Here is a 17,315-nt window from a genome sequence, read left to right on the forward strand (position 1 = left end):
GCCCAACGGCGCGGGCAAGACGACCGCCGTGCAGATCCTCTCCACGCTCATCTCCGCCGACGGGGGAGAAGCACGCGTGGCGGGTCACGACCTGGCGGGCGAACCCGACGCGGTGCGTGCCGCGATCGGCGTCACCGGGCAGTTCTCCGCCGTCGACAACCTCCTGACCGGCGAGGAGAACCTGACGCTCATGGCGGACCTGTACGGCTTCGGACGCCGTCAGGGGCGGCACCTCGCCGCCGGTCTCATCGAGCGGTTCGACCTCGTCGAGGCGGCCGGGAAGCCCGCGGCGACCTACTCCGGCGGCATGCGGCGTCGGCTCGACATCGCGATGACCCTGGTCGGCAGCCCGCGCGTGATCTTCCTGGACGAGCCGACCACCGGCCTGGACCCGCGCAGCAGGCACGGCATGTGGGAGATCGTCCGTGAGCTCGTCGCCGACGGCGTGACCATCTTCCTGACCACGCAGTACCTGGAGGAGGCGGATCAACTCGCCGACCGCATAGCGGTGTTGAGCGGCGGCAAACTGGTCGCCGAGGGCACCCCCGGCGAGCTGAAGCGCCTCGTACCCGGCGGCCACGTCCAGCTCCGCTTCGCCGAACTCGGCGACCTGGACAAGGTCGCGCGACTGCTCGGCGTCGGCAGCCGGGACGACGACGCCATGACGCTGCACGTCCCCAGCGACGGCAGCCTGAAGTCCGTCAAGGCGGTGCTCGACCTGGTGGAAGCCAGCGGGACCGACGTCGAGGGACTCACCATCGACACCCCCGACCTCGACGACGTCTTCTTCGCCGTGACCGGCCGCCCCGACCACGAGAAAGCGACCGCCCGATGAGCACTGTCACCACCACCCCGGCACCCACGCGGACCTACGTCCCCGCCCCCACCTCCGCGCTGCAGAACTCCCTGACCATGCTGCGCCGCAACCTCAGACACGCCCGCCGCTACCCGGCCATGACGATCAGCCTGGTCAGCATGCCCATCGCCATGCTGGTGCTCTTCAACTACGTCTTCGGCGGCACGATGTCGGCCGGTATGGGCGACCAGGGGTCCGGCGAGTACATCGACTACCTCGTCCCCGGCATCCTGCTGATGGCCGTCGGCTCGGGCGTCCTGCCGACCACGGTCGGCGTCTGCACGGACATGACCGAGGGCATCGTGGCCCGGTTCCGGACCATGCCCATCAACGGCTCCTCGATCCTCACGGGCCGCGCCGTCGGCGCCGTCATCCAGACGATGATCACCATCGTCTTCGTCACCGGTGTCGCCTTCCTCATCGGCTTCAGGTCCGGCGCCGAGCCCGTCGAGTGGATCGCCGCGGCCGGTCTGCTCGCCCTCATGAGCACCGCGCTCACCTGGCTCGCCGTCGCGCTCGGCCAGCTCGTCAAGGCCCCGGAGGCGGCCAGCAGCGTCGCACTGCCCTTCTCCTTCCTGCTGCCCTTCCTCAGCAGCGTGTTCGTGCCGCTCGACTCGATGCCGGGCTGGCTGCGCCACTTCGCCGAGTGGCAGCCCTACACCGCCTTCACCGAGACCCTGCGCGGGCTGCTGACCGGTACGGAGATCGGCAAGTTCGGTCCGCTCGCGGTGGGCTGGGGCATCGCCATCGCCCTGCTCGGTTTCGTCTGGGCGCGCTCGCTGTTCAAGCGCGACGCCAAGCGCTGAACCCCACGGACCCCGCGGAGCCACGGGGGTGTCTCGCGGGACGGGCCGCGCGACGGAGACGTCGCGCGGCCCTCGGCTGTCGGGCGCCTCGCACACCGATCTCCGTCACAGGTCTAGACAGCGCTTTCTAAGCGCTGATACACCCCTGTCGCATGACCCCCACCCGCCGCACCTTCCTTGCCGCAACCGCTTTCTCCGTAGCTGCGGTAGCTACGGAGACGACGACGGCCGCTGCCGCCGACGACGAGTTCACCGCACTCCGCACCCGCTGGCTGGAGATCTCCCTCGGCACCGGCTACGACCCCGCCACCGAGCCGTACGCCTCCCGCCTGAAGGAGACCGGCGACCTCGCCCGCACCTTCCGCGCGGCCATGTCCCCGGCAGTCAAGTCCCTCTGGCCCGACGCCCCGTTCGACCCGCCGGCCGGGATCACCCTCAGCTTCAGCAGGCTGTGGACGATGGCCCAGGCGTACGTCTGCGAAGGCACGGGAGCGACGGGCGACACCGCGCTCCTCGCCGACGTCCTCCGCGGCTTCGACCACGTCACCACCGTCTACAACCCCTCCACCACCCGCTACGGCAACTGGTGGGAGTGGCAGATAGGCAGCCCCCGGCTGCTCATGGACATCGTGGCGGCGCTCCACGACGAACTCGGCGCGGACCGCAGGGACAAGGCCTTCACCGCCGTCGACCACTTCGTCCCCGACTCGGCGCTCGGCGACTACACCGGCACCTCGACCGGTGCCAACCGCGTCGACCTGTGCCGTTCCGTCGCCCTGCGCGGCATCCTCGGCCGGGCCCCGGCCAAGGTCGCCCTCGCCCGCGACGCGCTCTCGCCGGTCTTCCCCTACGTCACCAAGGGCGACGGCCTCTACGCGGACGGCTCGTTCGTCCAGCACACCTGGGTCGCCTACTCGGGAACGTACGGCCAGGTCATGCTCGACGGTCTCGGCCGCCTCTTCGCGCTGCTCGCCGGGTCGACATGGGCCGTCACCGATCCCGAGAAGCAGATCATCCTCGACAGCGTCGAGCGGGCGTACGCGCCGCTGATCTTCGACGGACTGATGATGGACAGCGTCAACGGGCGTGCCATCAGCCGGGGTTACCTGAAGGGTGACGACCGGAAGATCATGCGGAGTGACCACTTCCATGGTCAGGGGCTGATCGCCGCCATGGCGATGCTCGCGGGCGGCGCGAGTGCCGCCGAGCGCGAGCGGTGGCACGCCCGCATCAAGGGGTGGATCGAGCGGGACACCGTCACGCCGCTGCTCACCGCCCGGCAGCTGGGCGTCGCCGACCTGGCGCGGCTGCACGCCGTGGCGGACTCCGCGGTGCGGGCGGCGCCCGAGCCGGTCGGGCACCGGCTGTTCGCCGCCATGGACCGCGCCGTGCACCGGCGCCCCGGATTCGCGGTGAACCTCTCGATGGCCTCGGACCGGATCGCGTACTACGAGTGCGGCAACGGCGAGAACCCGCGCGGCTGGCACACCGGTGCCGGAATGGTCTATTGGTGGGGCGCCGGGGCCCACGGCGATCAGTACACCGACTGGTTCTGGCCGACCGTGGACCCCTACCGGCTGCCGGGCACGACCGTCTCGGCCAAGCGGCTCCCCGACAAGGCCGGTGGCGAGTGGGGCGCCGCCAGGCCCGCGGTGCGCTGGGTCGGCGGCACGACCGACGGCGAGTTCGCCGCCGTCGGCCAGCACCTGAAGGGCCTCGGCTCCACGCTCGACGCCCGCAAGTCGTGGTTCTGCGTCGCGGACGCCGTGGTCTGTCTGGGCGCCGGGATCACCGCCACCGACGGCACCCCCGTCGAGACGGTCGTCGACAACCGCAACCTGGGCGAGGCCGGTACCGCCGCCTTCACCGTCGACGACCGCCCGCGCCCCCAGTGGGCCCACCTCGAAGGCCACGGCGGATGGCTCTTCCCCGGCGGTACGTCCGGGCTCGGAGCCGTGCGCGAGGACCGCACCGGAGCCTGGTCCGACATCAACACCGGCAGCTCCACCGAGCGGCGGACCAGGCGCTGGCAGACGCTCTGGCTGGAGCACGGCACCGACCCCACGGACGCTACGTACGCCTATGTCCTCATGCCGGGCGCCTCGCGCCGCGCCGTGCAGGCCCGCGCCGCCGACCGCCGCTGGTTGTCGGTCCTCGCCAACTCGGCGGAGGTCCAGGCCGTGGCCGTCGATTCGCTCGGTCTGACCGCGGCCAACTTCTGGCAGGCGGGCGAGACGGGACGGCTCGCGGTGACCGCGCCTGCCGGTGTGCTGGTACGGCAGCGGGGGAGAGGCGCTACGGTGCATGTGAGCGAGCCCCCGCGCACTGGAGAATCCTTCGAATTCACCTGGAACCGACCCGTGTCCCGGGTGGTGGCCGAGGACCCGTCGGTCGAGGTGCTCGGCACCGGCCGGTCGCTGCGGCTGCGGATCACGCCGGGGAAGGTCTGCGCGAGCCACCGATGTGAGGTGACTCTCAGCTGACGGAGATCGCCGAGGAGGCGCCCTCCGGGAACTCTTTTGTGGAAACCCCACAGCCGTAGCGGGTCTGAGCCGTCACTTCTTCATGGCTGTGGCGCGCTTCTGTTCGGGGGTGCCAGGAAAACGGCCCGGAGACTGTTCATAGTCGACGGTCCGTTTCCCCGGGGGCCCTCCGTAAGGTCGCTACATGACCGTTTTGGACGAGACCGCTTCCTCTGGGGGCGAGCCCACCGACTCGCGCGGCCGCGTGGCCGAGCTGCACGAGATCCGTGCGGAGGCACTGCGCGGGCCCAGCGAGAAGGCGACCGAGGCCCAGCACGCCAAGGGCAAGCTGACCGCCCGCGAGCGGATCGAGCTGCTCCTCGACCCGGACTCGTTCAACGAGGTCGAGCAGCTGCGCCGGCACCGGGCCACCGGGTTCGGCCTGGAGGCCAAGAAGCCCTACACGGACGGTGTCATCACGGGCTGGGGCACGGTCGAGGGCCGCACGGTCTTCGTCTACGCGCACGACTTCCGGATCTTCGGCGGTGCGCTCGGCGAGGCGCACGCCACCAAGATCCACAAGATCATGGACATGGCCATCGCGGCCGGTGCCCCGCTGGTCTCGCTCAACGACGGGGCGGGCGCCCGCATCCAGGAGGGCGTCTCGGCGCTGGCCGGTTACGGCGGCATCTTCCAGCGCAACACCAAGGCCTCCGGCGTCATCCCGCAGATCAGCGTGATGCTCGGCCCGTGCGCGGGCGGCGCGGCCTACTCGCCCGCCCTCACCGACTTCGTGTTCATGGTCCGCGAGACCTCGCAGATGTTCATCACCGGCCCGGACGTCGTCCGCGCGGTGACCGGCGAGGAGATCACCCAGAACGGCCTCGGCGGCGCCGACGTGCACGCCGAGACCTCGGGCGTCTGCCACTTCGCGTACGACGACGAAGAGACCTGCCTGGCCGAGGTCCGCTACCTGATCTCGATGCTGCCCTCGAACAACCGGGAGAACCCGCCGGTCCACGAGTCGGAGGACCCGGCCGAGCGCCGCTCGGACGTCCTGCTCGACCTGGTCCCCGCGGACGGCAACCGGCCGTACGACATGGCGAAGGTCATCGAGGAGCTCGTCGACGACGGCGACTACCTGGAGGTCCACGAGCGCTGGGCGCGCAACATCATCTGCGCCCTGGCCCGCCTCGACGGCCAGGTCGTGGGCATCGTCGCGAACCAGCCGCAGGCCCTGGCCGGTGTCCTCGACATCGAGGCCTCGGAGAAGGCCGCCCGCTTCGTGCAGATGTGCGACGCCTTCAACATCCCGATCCTCACCCTGCTCGACGTCCCCGGCTTCCTGCCCGGCGTCGACCAGGAGCACGGCGGCATCATCCGCCACGGCGCCAAGCTCCTGTACGCGTACTGCAACGCCACCGTGCCGCGCATCTCGCTGATCCTGCGCAAGGCCTACGGCGGCGCGTACATCGTCATGGACAGCCAGTCCATCGGCGCCGACCTCACCTACGCCTGGCCCACCAACGAGATCGCGGTCATGGGCGCCGAGGGCGCCGCGAACGTGATCTTCCGGCGTCAGATCGCGGCCGCGGAGGACCCCGAGGCGATGCGTGCGCGCATGGTCAAGGAGTACAAGGCCGAGCTGATGCACCCGTACTACGCCGCCGAACGCGGCCTGGTCGACGACGTCATCGACCCGGCGGAGACCCGCGAGGTGCTCATCAAGTCCCTCGCCATGCTCCGCAACAAGCACGCCGACCTGCCCTCGCGCAAGCACGGCAACCCCCCGCAGTAGCCCACAAGGAGAACGCTGCAGATGACTACCCCCGACATTCGCGTCGAGAAGGGCCACGCCGAGCCCGAGGAGGTCGCGGCCATCACCGCGATCCTGCTGGCCCGCGCCGCCGCCCAGCCCGCCGCTCCCGCGCGCCGTGGCCGCGACAAGGCCGGCTGGCGCCGCCTGGAGCGCACCCCGGGCTTCCGCGCCCCGCACAGCTGGCAGGGCTGACGCCCACGCACCGTCGAGGCCCCGCCTTCCTCCGGGAGGGCGGGCCTCGACGCGTCCGCGTGCCCGGGACGGCACGCACCGCCCGCCGTAGACTGGAAGGGCGGCAAGTGCACCACGGCGTGGTCCGATCATGAACGCTCACATCGAGGACTACGCCCTCATCAGCGACCTGCAAACCGCTGCCCTCGTCGGCAGGAACGGGTCGGTCGACTGGCTCTGCCTGCCGCGTTTCGACTCACCGGCGTGTTTCGCGGCCCTGCTCGGCACGGCCGGACACGGACTCTGGCGGGTCGCGCCCCCGCACGGCGGCACGTGCGCCCGGAGGTCCTACCGCCCGGACACCCTCGTACTCGACACGTACTGGGAGTGCCCCACCGGCACCGCACGTGTCACCGACTTCATGCCGCCCCGCTCGCACGGCCCCTGCCTCGTCCGCGTCGTCGAGGGCCTGTCCGGCACCGTGGCCCTGCGGAGCGAACTGCGGCCACGCTTCCACCACGGGCGGATCAAGCCGTGGGCGCGGACGGAAGGGCGCTGCACGGTCGCCGTCGCCGGGCCCGACTCGCTCTGGGTGAGCACGGAGGGCCCCATGGAGATCCGGGGCGACGCGTACTCCACCGGCCGCGACCCGGACCCCCGCGACTCCGCGGTCCTCGACGCCACCGTGGTCGACTTCACCGTCTCCGCGGGCCAGCGCCTCTCGCTGCAGCTCGCCTGGGCGCCCTCGCATCTGCCGGACCCGCCCGACGCCCTCGGCGTCCCCGCAGAGACGGCCTTGAAGGCGACGTGCGACCACTGGCGCCGGTGGACCGCCCGGTGCCGCTACCAAGGGCCGTGGCGGGACGCCGTCACCCGCTCGCTGATCACCCTCAAAGCCCTCACGTACGCGCCGACAGGCGGTGTCGTCGCCGCGCCGACCACCTCGCTCCCGGAGTGCCTCGGCGGCGAACGCAACTGGGACCACCGCTTCTGCTGGCTGCGCGACTCCACGCTGACCCTCTCCGCCCTGCTGCGCGGCGGCTACCGGGAGGAGGCGACGGCATGGCTCGACTGGCTGGTCCGCGCCGTCGCGGGCGACCCCGCGGACCTGCAGGCGGTGTACGGCCTCGCGGGTCAGCGACGGCTCCCGGAGACCGAGGCGCCCTGGCTGCCGGGGTACGAGGGATCACGCCCCGTCCGGTTCGGGAACGCGGCCGTCGACCAGTTCCAGCTCGACGTCTACGGAGAAGTCCTCGACACGCTCCACCTGTCGCTGAAAGCGGGGATCCCCGTGGGGCCGCACCTGTGGAGCCTGGTGAAATCCCTGATGGGCCACCTGCGGGCGCACTGGCACGAACCGGACCAGGGCCTGTGGGAAGTGCGCGGCGACCGGCGGCAGTTCGTCCACTCGAAGGTCATGGTGTGGGTCGCCGCCGACCGCGCCCTGCGCATGGGCGAGCTGCTCGGCAGGAACGAGTGCGCGGCGCAGTGGCGCGCACTGCGGGACGAGGTGCACCGCGAAGTGTGCCGGGCCGGGTGGGACGCCGAACGGGAATCGTTCGTGCAGGCCTACGGGACGCCCGCGCTCGACGCCTCGGCCCTGCTGATCCCCAAGGTCGGCTTCCTGCCCGCCGACGACCCGCGCGTGCACGGCACCGTCCGGGCGATGCGGGCCCTGGACCACCATGGGTTCCTGCGGAGGTACGCGCCGGGCGGGCCGGGACCGCACCGCGTGGACGGCATGCGCGGGGCCGAGGGCACCGTCGTGGCCTGCTCGCTCTGGTACGCCGACGCGCTGGCGGCGACCGGCCGCCTCGCCGAGGCGCGCGAGGCCTTCGAGCGGGTCCTGGCCATCCGCAACGACGTGGGCCTGCTCGCCGAGCAGTGGGACCCGGTGGGTCACCGCCAACTGGGCAACGCGCCGGCGGCGTTCAGCCACATCGCGCTGGTGGACACCGCGTTCGCCCTCACCCGGGCCGGGGCGTGCCCCGGCGCCGGACCGCCGTCAGGAGCACCATGCCCGAGTCGCCGTAGTCCGGCAGCGTCGGATCGGCGTCGATGCGGGTGACCGCGAGCCGCTCCGTGACCGGGGCGAAGACCTCGGTGACGGCCACCGGATCCACCGGGCAGCCGGGCCACCGGGAGGCAGGGCCGATGCGGTACGTCGGCATGTTCTCCATGAAGGCCGCGACCAGGTGCCCGCCCGGCACGACGGAGCGCACGAAGCGGTGGCAGAAGTCGGTGAACTCCGCGAAGTCCTCGGTGATGCCCTCCGCGACGAAGTTCATCGACGCGATGTCGTACGTCCCCGGCGGCACCGCCCGGACGTCCCCGTGCACCACCCGCACCGGGGTGAGCGCCTCCGGCAGCGTCGGCGGAAGCCCGGGATCGAGGCGCCGGCACAGCGCGTGGAACGGCAGCCAGCTGTCGTCCGGGCCCCGCTCGATCTGCCCGCGCAGATAGGCGACGCCCGCGGCGCTCGCCTCGACGGCGTCGACCCGGCGGCTCGCGGCGGCGGCGAGCATCAGCGGATACAGGTTGGGGCCCGCCCCGAACTCCAGGGAACAGCGGGCGGCGCCCGCCGCGAACCGGCGGTAGAAGGCGGAGTGGTGGGCGATGACCGCGGCGTCGGACGGATGCAGTTCGCGGTAGTTCTCGCCGAGGTACTCCCGGACGGGCCAGCCGTCCCAGTCCACGTCGTCGTTGCGGATCACGGTCATGTCAGCTCCCCGGCCGCGGCGGGAACCGTGCGAAGAGACGGGTCAGCACGGTGTTCAGCCGGCCGATGTCCGCGTCGGAGTTGAGGGCCGTGAGCTGGACGCGGAACCCGACGCGGTCGCGCGGTACGAGGGGGTAGGCGGCCAGCGTCACGTAGATGCCCTCCTGCCACAGGAAACCGGCGACCGCGTCCAGGTCGGCGGCGTCGGCGAGCGGGATCTCCACGATCGGCAGCCGGTCGGAGTTGAGCGTCGGCACCCCGAGCCCGGCCACGTGGTCGAGGACCCGGACGGTCTTGCGGTACAGCTCGGCGCGGATGGCGTCGCCGCGCCGGTCGTTGACCTCCAGGCCCGCGAGCGCGGTGGCGAGCGACGCCGTCGGCGACGGACCGGAGTAGAGGTAGGGGGCCGCCGCGACCTTCAGGTGCTCCTTGAGCCGGGTCGGCAGCGCGAGGAAGGCCAGCAGCGACGAGTAGGCCTTGGAGAACCCGCCGACCAGCACGATGTTGTCGTACGTCTCGCCCGTGTGCCGCACCACGCTGTTGCCGCGGAAGCCGTACGGGCACGGTTCGCCCGGCCCCCGTTCCCCGACGACGCCGAAGCCGTGGGTGTCGTCGATGTAGAGCGTGGCGTCCGCCTCCCGGCAGATCCGGGCGAGTCCGGGCACGTCGGCGATGTCGCCGCTCATGCTGTTGACACCGTCGAGACAGACGAGGCGGGTCGCGCCCGCGGGGGCCGCCCGCACCATCGCCGCCAGCTCTTCGGGGCGGTCGGCGTGGAACCGGTGCAGCGTCGCGCCCTGCCCGCGGGCGGACACGCAGCCGTCGTACACGGTCCGGTGGGCCGCCGCCTCGACGAAGACGTGGCCCCGGTCCGCGAGCACCGGGATCACGGAGGCGTGGATCAGCGTGGCGGTCGGCAGGAGCAGGGTGTCGGGGGCGCCGAGCAGGGCGGTGAGGCGCTCCTCGATCTCCGGGTAGAGCCGGGGGCTGCCGAGCAGCCGGGACCAGCTCGGGTGGGTGCCCCAGTGGCGGATGGCGGGGTCGACGGCGTCGATGATCTCGGGATCGCAGTCGAAGCCCAGGTAGTTGCAGGAGGCGAAGTCGATGAGCCAGTGGTCTCCGCTGCGGATGTGCCGGCCGCGCACCTCGTCGAGGACGGCATCGCTCATCGGGCTCGTCCGCCGCAGGTGTTCGAGTTCGCTCCAGCGCGGGTCGCCGAGGGCCTTCGGGAGGGACGTGCCGGTGTCGCTCATGGGTTCTCCCCGTCCTGGCGGGATGCGGCGAGCGGGGTGCTCCGACGGCGGAGCAGGGACCGCCCCTCCTCCGCCGTCAGCGGCCGCGCGAAGAGGTACCCCTGCCCGAACCGGCAGCCCATCCGGACCAGCAGCTCCCGTTGCGCGGCCTGCTCGATCCCCTCGGCGATGATCTGCAACCCCAGCGTGTCGGCGAGGTGCACGATGCCCTCGACCAGGGCGACCTGGCGGACGTCCGCCGCGATGTCGTCGATGAAACTCTTGTCGATCTTCAGTACGTCGATGGGGAACTCGCGGAGGTAGCGCAGCGAGGAGAATCCCGTGCCGAAGTCGTCGACCGCGATCCGCACGCCGAGGTCCTTCAGCGCCGTCATGACCGACTGGATCCGGGCGTCCGGCCGCATCAGCACCGACTCGGTGAGTTCGAGCTGCAGCGACCCGGGCGCGAGTCCGGGCGTCTCCAGGGCCCTGCGCACCTCGCCGAGGAACCCCGGGTCGCCGAACTGGCGCGCGGACACGTTGACGCTGACGTAGGGCGGTCGCCCCGCGAAGGCCCCCGCCCGCTGCAGCCGCGCCATGTCGGACACGGCGCTTCCCAGGACCCACGCGCCGAGCGGCGTGATGTGCCCGGTCTCCTCGGCGAGCGGGATGAACTCCTGCGGCGGCACCGGGCCGCGCCCGGGGTGCGGCCAGCGGGCCAGCGCCTCGAAGCCGACGATCTCGGCGGGCGCCGCGGCGGCCCCCGGCGCTGCTCCGGCCGGGGCGCTGCCCGCGATGAGGTCCACGACCGGCTGGTAGCGCAGGGTGAACTCCTGCTCGGCGATCGCCCGGTCCAGACTCGCCTGCAGTTCGTGCCGCTCCCGCATGCGGACGTGCAGGCGCTCCTGGAAGCGGCGCCACTGGCGCTTCCCGGCCGCCTTGGCCGCGTACAGGGCCAGATCGGCGTGGGCGAGCAGCTCCTCCGCCCCCGTGCTGTCGACGGCCGTGGCCACACCGACGCTCGCGGAGACGCTCACCGAGTCGCCCGGCAGGTGGAACGGTCTGCTGAGGGCCTGGACGACCTGTGCGGCGAGGATCTCGGCGTCGGCGGGTTCCTTCGCGTCCTCCATCAGGACGGCGAACTCGTCGCCGCCGAGGCGGGCCGCGGTGTCGCTGCGGCGCAGGGTCCCCGAGAGGCGGTCGCCGACGGCGGTGAGGAGCCGGTCGCCGACCGCGTGCCCCAACGTGTCGTTGACGATCTTGAAGTCGTCGAGGTCGACGAAGAGCACACAGGTCAGCGTCGACTCCCGCCGGCCGCGCAGCAGCGCGCGCTCGATGCGCTCCAGGAGCAGCGTCCGGTTGGGCAGTCCGGTCAGCGCGTCGTGGAAGGCCCGCCGGGTCAGTTCGTGCTCCAGCTGCCGCTGCTCGGTCACGTCCCGCAGGGTGATCACGAGCCCCCGCACGGTCGGGTCGTGCCGCAGGTCGCTGCACCGCACCTCCACCTCGATGCGGCCACCGTCCCGAGGCACCCACCAGTAGTCGTGGGCGTCCCGCTCCGCGCCCGTGCGCAGGGCCGTGAACATGCGGCACGCGCGGTCCCTGTCGCGCGGGTCCACCAGGTCGGGAAGGACCGACCCGGTGGGCGGCGCGGAGCCGAACACGGCCCGCGCCGAAGGGCTCGCGTACCGGACGGTGTCGTCGTCGTCCACGATGAGGATGACGTCGGAGGTGTTGCGCACCAGCGTGCGGAAGTACGCCTCGCTCTCCCGCCGGATGATCTCCTTGCGCAGGGCGATGCGCTCCAGCGCCAGGCCCGCGTGCGAGGCGAGGATGTCCAGGGAGCCCCGGATCTCGCCGAGTTGCCGCTCGGGGCCCGCCGCGATCAGGACGCCCGGTGGCATGTCGTCGGCGGGGCGGTCGCGCTGGACCATCGGGCAGATCAGCGCGGTGTCCGCCGCGCCGAGACGGGCGGCCAGCTCCGGGCCGAGCGTGCCCACCGGCACCGTGCGGGAGAGGCGCGGGTCGAGGGACGGCGGCAGCCCCGGCGACGCGCTGCCCGCCGCGAGGGCCAGGGAGCCGGTCCCCGGCCCGGAGAGCGCGGCGACCGTCCGCTCGCAGGTCGCCGTGATCTCCTCCGTCGTGACCGCCGCGACCAGCGAGGAGGAGGCGGCGCGCAGCGCCAGCTCGCGGTCGACGGCCCTGCGGAGCGCCACGACCATGCCCGCGAGGCGCAGGATCACGAGGAGGAACAGGACGACCGAGAAGGTGGCGATCACCGCCGCGTCGTGGGCGCCGCCGACCAGCGCCTCGGCGAACAGGACGCCCGGCGCGATCAGCGTGGCCAGGGCGAGGAGCACGAGCCGGTGCCGCGGCGGGAGCAGGGACTGCCGCTGGTGGGCGCGGGCGGTCAGTTCCACCATCGAGGGGTGCAGCGCGGCCAGTCCCCAGGCCGTGTAGAAGACGATCCAGCCCGTGTCGAGGAGCGTGCCGGCCTGCCACACCCCGTTGAGCTGGAGGATCCCGTACGCGATGTCGAAGCCGAGCAGGGTGAGCGTGCCGACTACCAGCAGCCGCAGGGCGCGGTTGGGGCCGGACGTGGAGCCGGGAGTGAGCAGGCGCGCCATGAGGGCGAGGACCAGCACGTCCCCGAGCGGATAGGCGACGCTGATGGCGCGCTGCGCCCAGGTCAGCCCTTCGACCTCGGTCAGTGGCTGGACGAGGTAGACCCAGACGGGCAGCGCGAGCCCCGCCGTGATGATCAGGGCGTCCAGCAGACTCGGCAGGTCGCGGCCGGCCCACCGGTACCGGACGAGACCGAAGAGGCCCGCCGCGAACAACGCGTACACGGCGAGGTAGCAGGCGTCGGCGGGGGAGGGGAACGGGTTCGACTCGTGGACGTACTCCTCGAGCACGTTGTAGTACGTGTCGCCGGTGGCGAACGCCAGGAGGCCGCCGGCGAGCACCCACCAGGGCCAGCGGTGTGCGGGACGGTGCACGCGCACACCCACGAGCACGGCGGCGACGCCGCAGAGGCCGATGAGCGCCCACAGCGGGGCGCGCAGGTCCGGCAGGGTCATGTACGCGGTGGTGAGGGCGGCGACCAGGACGCAGTGGGCGATCATGAGCCGACGGGCCCGTGGACGTCCCGGAAGGTGTGCCCGAAGCATGGCCAAGCGCCTCCCCGCGGGGCAGGGACACCGGGCCGAGACCCGTGCGTCAGTCCCGGGGCCTTGCGTCTTCTGATCGTAGGCCCGCACGCCGGTGGCCTGCATCTTCAGTCGCTCCGGGGCAGCGCGGCCCCGACCGGCGGCGGTGTCCCGACGGTCCTGCCGAAGTAGTCGGTGGACCCGGCGTCCGCGCCGAACAGCTCTTTCAGATCGAGGCCCTTGTCCGCGAGGGCGGAGCAGTCCGGGGCGAGCAGGTGCGCGTCGTCGGGGGAGTCCACCGCGGGCAGCGCGCCACCGGGGAAGCAGGGGTCGGCGCTCAGGCCGACCGGGTGTCCGTCCAGTTGCTCCTGTCCGGTCGCCCGGCTCCAGGCGGCACGGTCGTGGAAGGCGCGGTCGCCCCACTGCAGGGTCCAACGTCCCTGCTCTGCGCGGTAGTTGTTGCCTTGCAGGGTGACGTTCCGCTCGTCGAGGCCCTCGTCCACCACGGCCAGCGGGGACCTGTCGGTGACGAAGTTGTTGTTGCGGACGGTGACACCGCTCTGGCCGTCCATCAGCCGCAGGGCCGGGCCGCTGTCGCCTTCCTCGGTCGCGGTCATCACCACCGTGTTCTGGTACAGGCGCAGGTCGCGCACGTCGTGGCCGTAGACGGCGAGCCCGCCGAAGCGCGGTAGCCTGCGGCCGTCGTCCGCGGTGAGGTTGTACCGGATCGAGTTGTCGGTGTGCGCGCCGTTGGCCTCGCGCGTGTAGGCGTAGAAGCCGGGGCCGTCGTTGTGGAACGCCAGGTTGTACTGGATCGTCGAGTGCGAGACGTTCTCGTCGAAGCCGAACCCGGCGCCGTCGACGTCGGAGCCCGTGTGGTTGCGGTAGGCGGTGTTGCGCTCCAGTACGACCTCGGTGGCGTCGTACGCCCAGATCCCCACCGGCCCCGAGGGCGCCGTGCGGGCCGCGTCCGCCCCGTTGTCGTGCGCGCTGGAGCCGCGCACCGCGGCGTCGCGCACGGCGCCGAGGACGATGCCGTCCCCGGTGTGGCGGTCGTCGGCCCCGGGGTCCCCGGTGTTGCGGTACGCCTCGACGTTCGTGATCTCGACGTCCTCGTGGGACCAGGCGGGGTGGGCGGGGTCGAACGCGGGACCGTAGGTCAGCAGCCCGGCGTCCTTGTTGCCGTGCAGCCGGGCCCGGTCGACCGTCACGTTCTTGAAGCCGTCGCCCCTCCCGATGCCGCCGACGGCGATGCCCACCCGGAACCCGGAGACGGTGACGTCGGCGACGGCGATCCCGTCGAACCTGCCGCTGCCCGGACGGTCGTTGTAGAGGCTGATGCCGCCGTAGCCCTTGTGGGCGGCGCGGTCGCCGCTGAGCGTGAGGTCGTGGATGCGCACGCCCGCGGTGTTGTGCACGGAGACGCCCGGGGCGCCCTCGGCCTCGATCTCGGCCCGGCCCTCCCCGTACGACCCGATCACCACGGGACGGTCCGCGTCGCCCGCCTCGGTCCCGTCGACGGTGACGGTGCCGCCGAACCGGGCGCCGCCCGCCAGCAGCAGCCGGTCGCCAGGTTGCAGTCCGACGCGCTCGGCGCGCGCGAGGGAGCGCCAGGCCCGGCCGGGGTCGGTGCCGTCGTTGGCGTCGTCGCCCCGCGGACTGACGTAGTACGTCGCGGACGCCGGCGCGTAGTGGGGCGTGGCCGCGCAGCCGGTCGTGGTGATCAGCGCGCTCACGGTGACGAGGCAGCCGGGAACGACAAAGGTCCGGACGGCGGCTCGCGCGGCTCTCCCGGGCATGGCGATCAGGCCTCCACCGGCACGGGCGACGGCAGTGCCGCGGACCGGGCCGCGGAGCGGGCGGCGAACCACGCCACCGTGTGCCGCAGCCCCTCGTCGAGCGGGACGCGCGGCACCCAGCCGAGCTGTTCGACGGCCGCGTCGATCACCGGGCGGCGGCGGGCCGGGTCGTCGACCGGCAGGGGGCGGTGCACGATCCGCGAGGCCGACTCCGTGCTGTGCAGGACGAGGTCGGCGAGCTCGCGGACGGTGCGTTCGCTGGGGTTCCCCAGGTTCACCGGCCCGGGCCGGTCGCTGTCGAGCATCGCGACCAGGCCCCGGACGAGGTCGTCGACGTAGCAGAAGCTGCGGGTCTGGCTGCCGTCGCCGTAGAGCGTCAGCGGCTCGCCCGCCAGGGCCTGGCGGATGAAGGTCGAGACCACCCGCCCGTCGTACGGCCGCATGCGGGGGCCGTACGTGTTGAAGATCCGCACGATGCCGACGTCGACGCCGAGGCTGCGCCGGTAGGCCGTGGACAGGGCCTCCGCGTACCGCTTCGCCTCGTCGTAGACGCTGCGTGGGCCGATCGGATTGACGTGGCCCCAGTACCTCTCCGGCTGCGGGTGGACCTCCGGGTCGCCGTAGACCTCGCTGGTGGAGGTGAGCAGGAAGCGGGCGCCGTGCCGCTCGGCCAGGCGCAGGGCGTTCTCGGTGCCGTGGCTGCCGACGGCGAGGGTCTCCAGAGGCAGGCGGTGGTAGTCCGGCGGTGAGGCGGGGCTCGCGAGATGGGCCACGGCGTCCACCGGACCCGGCACGTCGAAGGGGACCGTCACGTCGGCGCGGATCAGCCGGAACCGGGGCGAGGCGTGCAGGTGCGCGACGTTCGCCGGCTCCCCGGTGCAGAAGTTGTCGACGCAGCAGACCGCGTCGCCCCTGCGCAGCAGCGCCTCGCACAGGTGCGAGCCGACGAACCCGCCGCCGCCCGTCACCACGATCCTCATGACGCACCTCCGGACAGTCCCGGACGGCCCGGTGCGTGCACGGTCCAGCCCGCCGCGGTCCACAGGGCCGGATCGAGGCCGTTGCGGGCGTCCAGGAGGACGGGGGAGCGCACCAGCGAGGCGAGCGCGGCCGGGTCGACGGACCGGTACTCGGGCCAGTCGGTGAGGTGCAGGACCAGGTCGGCGCCCTCGCACGCCTTGTCGACGTCCAGGGCGTAGGTGAGCTCGGGACGGACGGCGCGGGCGTTGTCGAGGGCCTCGGGGTCGTGCACCCGCACCTCCGCTCCCTGCGCCCGCAGGGCCGCCGCCACGGCCAGGGCGGGCGAGTCCCGGACGTCGTCGCTGCCCGGTTTGAAGGCGGCGCCGAGCACGGCGACCCTGCGCCCGGCGGACGAGCCGCCGAGGAGCAGGCGGGCCCGGTCGACGGTGCGCCGCCGCTGCCGCGTGTTGATCCGGTCGACCTCGTGCAGGAACGCCACGGCCTCGCCCGCGCCGATCTCCTCGGCCCGGGCGGCGAAGGCCCGGATGTCCTTGGGGAAGCAGCTCCCGCCGAACCCGAGGCCGGGGGCGAGGAAGCGGGGGCCGATCCGCGGGTCGGCGCCGATGGCCCCGGCGAGGACCGTCGCGTCGGCGCCCGCGGCGTCGCACACCTCGGCCATCGCGTTGATGAAGGAGATCTTGGTGGCGAGGAAAGCGTTGGACGCCACCTTGACCAGCTCAGCCGTGGCCGGGTCGGTGCCGAAGAACGGCACCCCGGCCCGGATCATCGGCGCGTAGACCTCCCGGAGCACCGCCTCGGCGCGGGCCGAGGTCACGCCCACGACGAGCCGTTCGGGCCGCATGGTGTCGAGGACGGCGGACCCCTCGCGCAGGAACTCGGGGTTCCAGGCGACCTCCGTGCCGGGCGCCGCAGCGGCGAGACGTCCGGCGAGCCGGGCCGCCGTGCCCACCGGAACGGTCGACTTCCCCACGAGCAGGCTGCCGGGCCGCAGATGCGGGGCCAGGCCGTCCACCACGGCGTCCACCTGGGACAGGTCGGCGGCCCCGCCGTCCGGGCGCTGCGGGGTGCCCACGCACACGAAGTGGGTCCCGGCGAACGCGGCGCCCTCGGCGAGCGAGGTGGAGAAGCGCAGTCTGCCCGACGCGACGGTACGGGCGAGCAGCGCGTCCAGACCGTCTTCGTGAAGGGGTGCCCGGCCCGCCGACAGGGCGGCGATCCGCTCGGCATCGATGTCGAGGCCGAGGACCTGGTGGCCGATGTCGGCCATGCACGCGGCGTGCACCGTTCCCACGTATCCGGTGCCGATCACTGTCATCCGCATGAC

12 protein-coding genes are annotated in these 17,315 nt (G+C 72.7%); 6 read left to right on the forward strand and 6 right to left on the reverse strand.

Translation table 11 applies throughout. The features are described from left to right. The 6 genes from AOK03_RS07775 to AOK03_RS07800 form a co-directional block, all read left to right on the forward strand. Window positions 1–835: ATP-binding cassette domain-containing protein (locus tag AOK03_RS07775; RefSeq protein WP_055564437.1), on the forward strand; the 835-nt coding region annotated here is incomplete at its 5' end. Next, window positions 832–1,662 carry an ABC transporter permease gene (locus tag AOK03_RS07780; RefSeq protein ID WP_079074553.1) on the forward strand — a complete coding sequence of 277 codons (831 nt, stop codon included), beginning with the start codon at window positions 832–834 and terminating at the stop codon, window positions 1,660–1,662. The genes AOK03_RS07775 and AOK03_RS07780, both read left to right, overlap by 4 nt. Before the next feature lie 152 nt (window positions 1,663–1,814). Next, a complete protein-coding gene (locus tag AOK03_RS07785; protein ID WP_208609511.1) occupies window positions 1,815–4,145 on the forward strand; it encodes a polysaccharide lyase 8 family protein in 2,331 nt (776 codons plus the stop codon). A gap of 184 nt (window positions 4,146–4,329) precedes the next feature. After that, on the forward strand, window positions 4,330–5,922 hold the full coding sequence (locus AOK03_RS07790) for an acyl-CoA carboxylase subunit beta (RefSeq protein WP_055564439.1): 1,593 nt from the start codon (window positions 4,330–4,332) through the stop codon (window positions 5,920–5,922). A gap of 21 nt (window positions 5,923–5,943) precedes the next feature. After that, the gene (locus AOK03_RS07795; protein WP_055564440.1) at window positions 5,944–6,135 is read left to right on the forward strand and encodes an acyl-CoA carboxylase subunit epsilon; all 192 of its coding nucleotides are present in this window, start codon (window positions 5,944–5,946) and stop codon (window positions 6,133–6,135) included. A 130-nt stretch (window positions 6,136–6,265) separates the two neighbouring features. Beyond that, a complete protein-coding gene (locus tag AOK03_RS07800; protein ID WP_055564441.1) occupies window positions 6,266–8,182 on the forward strand; it encodes a glycoside hydrolase family 15 protein in 1,917 nt (638 codons plus the stop codon). Here the strand turns inward: AOK03_RS07800 and AOK03_RS07805 are convergent. From AOK03_RS07805 to AOK03_RS07830, 6 genes are all read right to left on the reverse strand, one after another. Continuing rightward, entirely contained in the window at window positions 8,082–8,834 is a 753-nt protein-coding gene (locus AOK03_RS07805) for a class I SAM-dependent methyltransferase (RefSeq protein ID WP_055564442.1), read from the reverse strand. The two genes, AOK03_RS07800 and AOK03_RS07805, sit on opposite strands and share 101 nt — an antisense overlap. A 1-nt stretch (window position 8,835) precedes the next feature. Beyond that, window positions 8,836–10,086 (reverse strand): aminotransferase class I/II-fold pyridoxal phosphate-dependent enzyme, encoded by a 1,251-nt coding sequence (locus tag AOK03_RS43840; RefSeq protein ID WP_244177522.1) that lies wholly within the window; start codon window positions 10,084–10,086, stop codon window positions 8,836–8,838. Then, window positions 10,083–13,187: a putative bifunctional diguanylate cyclase/phosphodiesterase gene (locus AOK03_RS07815; RefSeq protein ID WP_055564443.1), complete on the reverse strand. Its 3,105-nt coding sequence runs from the start codon at window positions 13,185–13,187 to the stop codon at window positions 10,083–10,085. The genes AOK03_RS43840 and AOK03_RS07815 overlap by 4 nt, the downstream gene beginning before the upstream one ends. 152 nt (window positions 13,188–13,339) lie before the next feature. Next, window positions 13,340–14,947 carry a right-handed parallel beta-helix repeat-containing protein gene (locus AOK03_RS07820; protein WP_244177523.1) on the reverse strand — a complete coding sequence of 536 codons (1,608 nt, stop codon included), beginning with the start codon at window positions 14,945–14,947 and terminating at the stop codon, window positions 13,340–13,342. 68 nt (window positions 14,948–15,015) lie between these two features. Next, on the reverse strand, window positions 15,016–15,990 hold the full coding sequence (locus tag AOK03_RS07825) for a UDP-glucuronic acid decarboxylase family protein (RefSeq protein ID WP_055564444.1): 975 nt from the start codon (window positions 15,988–15,990) through the stop codon (window positions 15,016–15,018). Further along, the gene (locus tag AOK03_RS07830; RefSeq protein ID WP_055564445.1) at window positions 15,987–17,312 is read right to left on the reverse strand and encodes a UDP-glucose dehydrogenase family protein; all 1,326 of its coding nucleotides are present in this window, start codon (window positions 17,310–17,312) and stop codon (window positions 15,987–15,989) included. The genes AOK03_RS07825 and AOK03_RS07830 overlap by 4 nt, the downstream gene beginning before the upstream one ends. Window positions 17,313–17,315 lie beyond the last annotated feature (3 nt).

Source organism: Streptomyces atriruber, from assembly GCF_001418325.1.
In the GTDB taxonomy this organism is placed as follows: Bacteria; Actinomycetota; Actinomycetes; order Streptomycetales; family Streptomycetaceae; genus Streptomyces; species Streptomyces atriruber.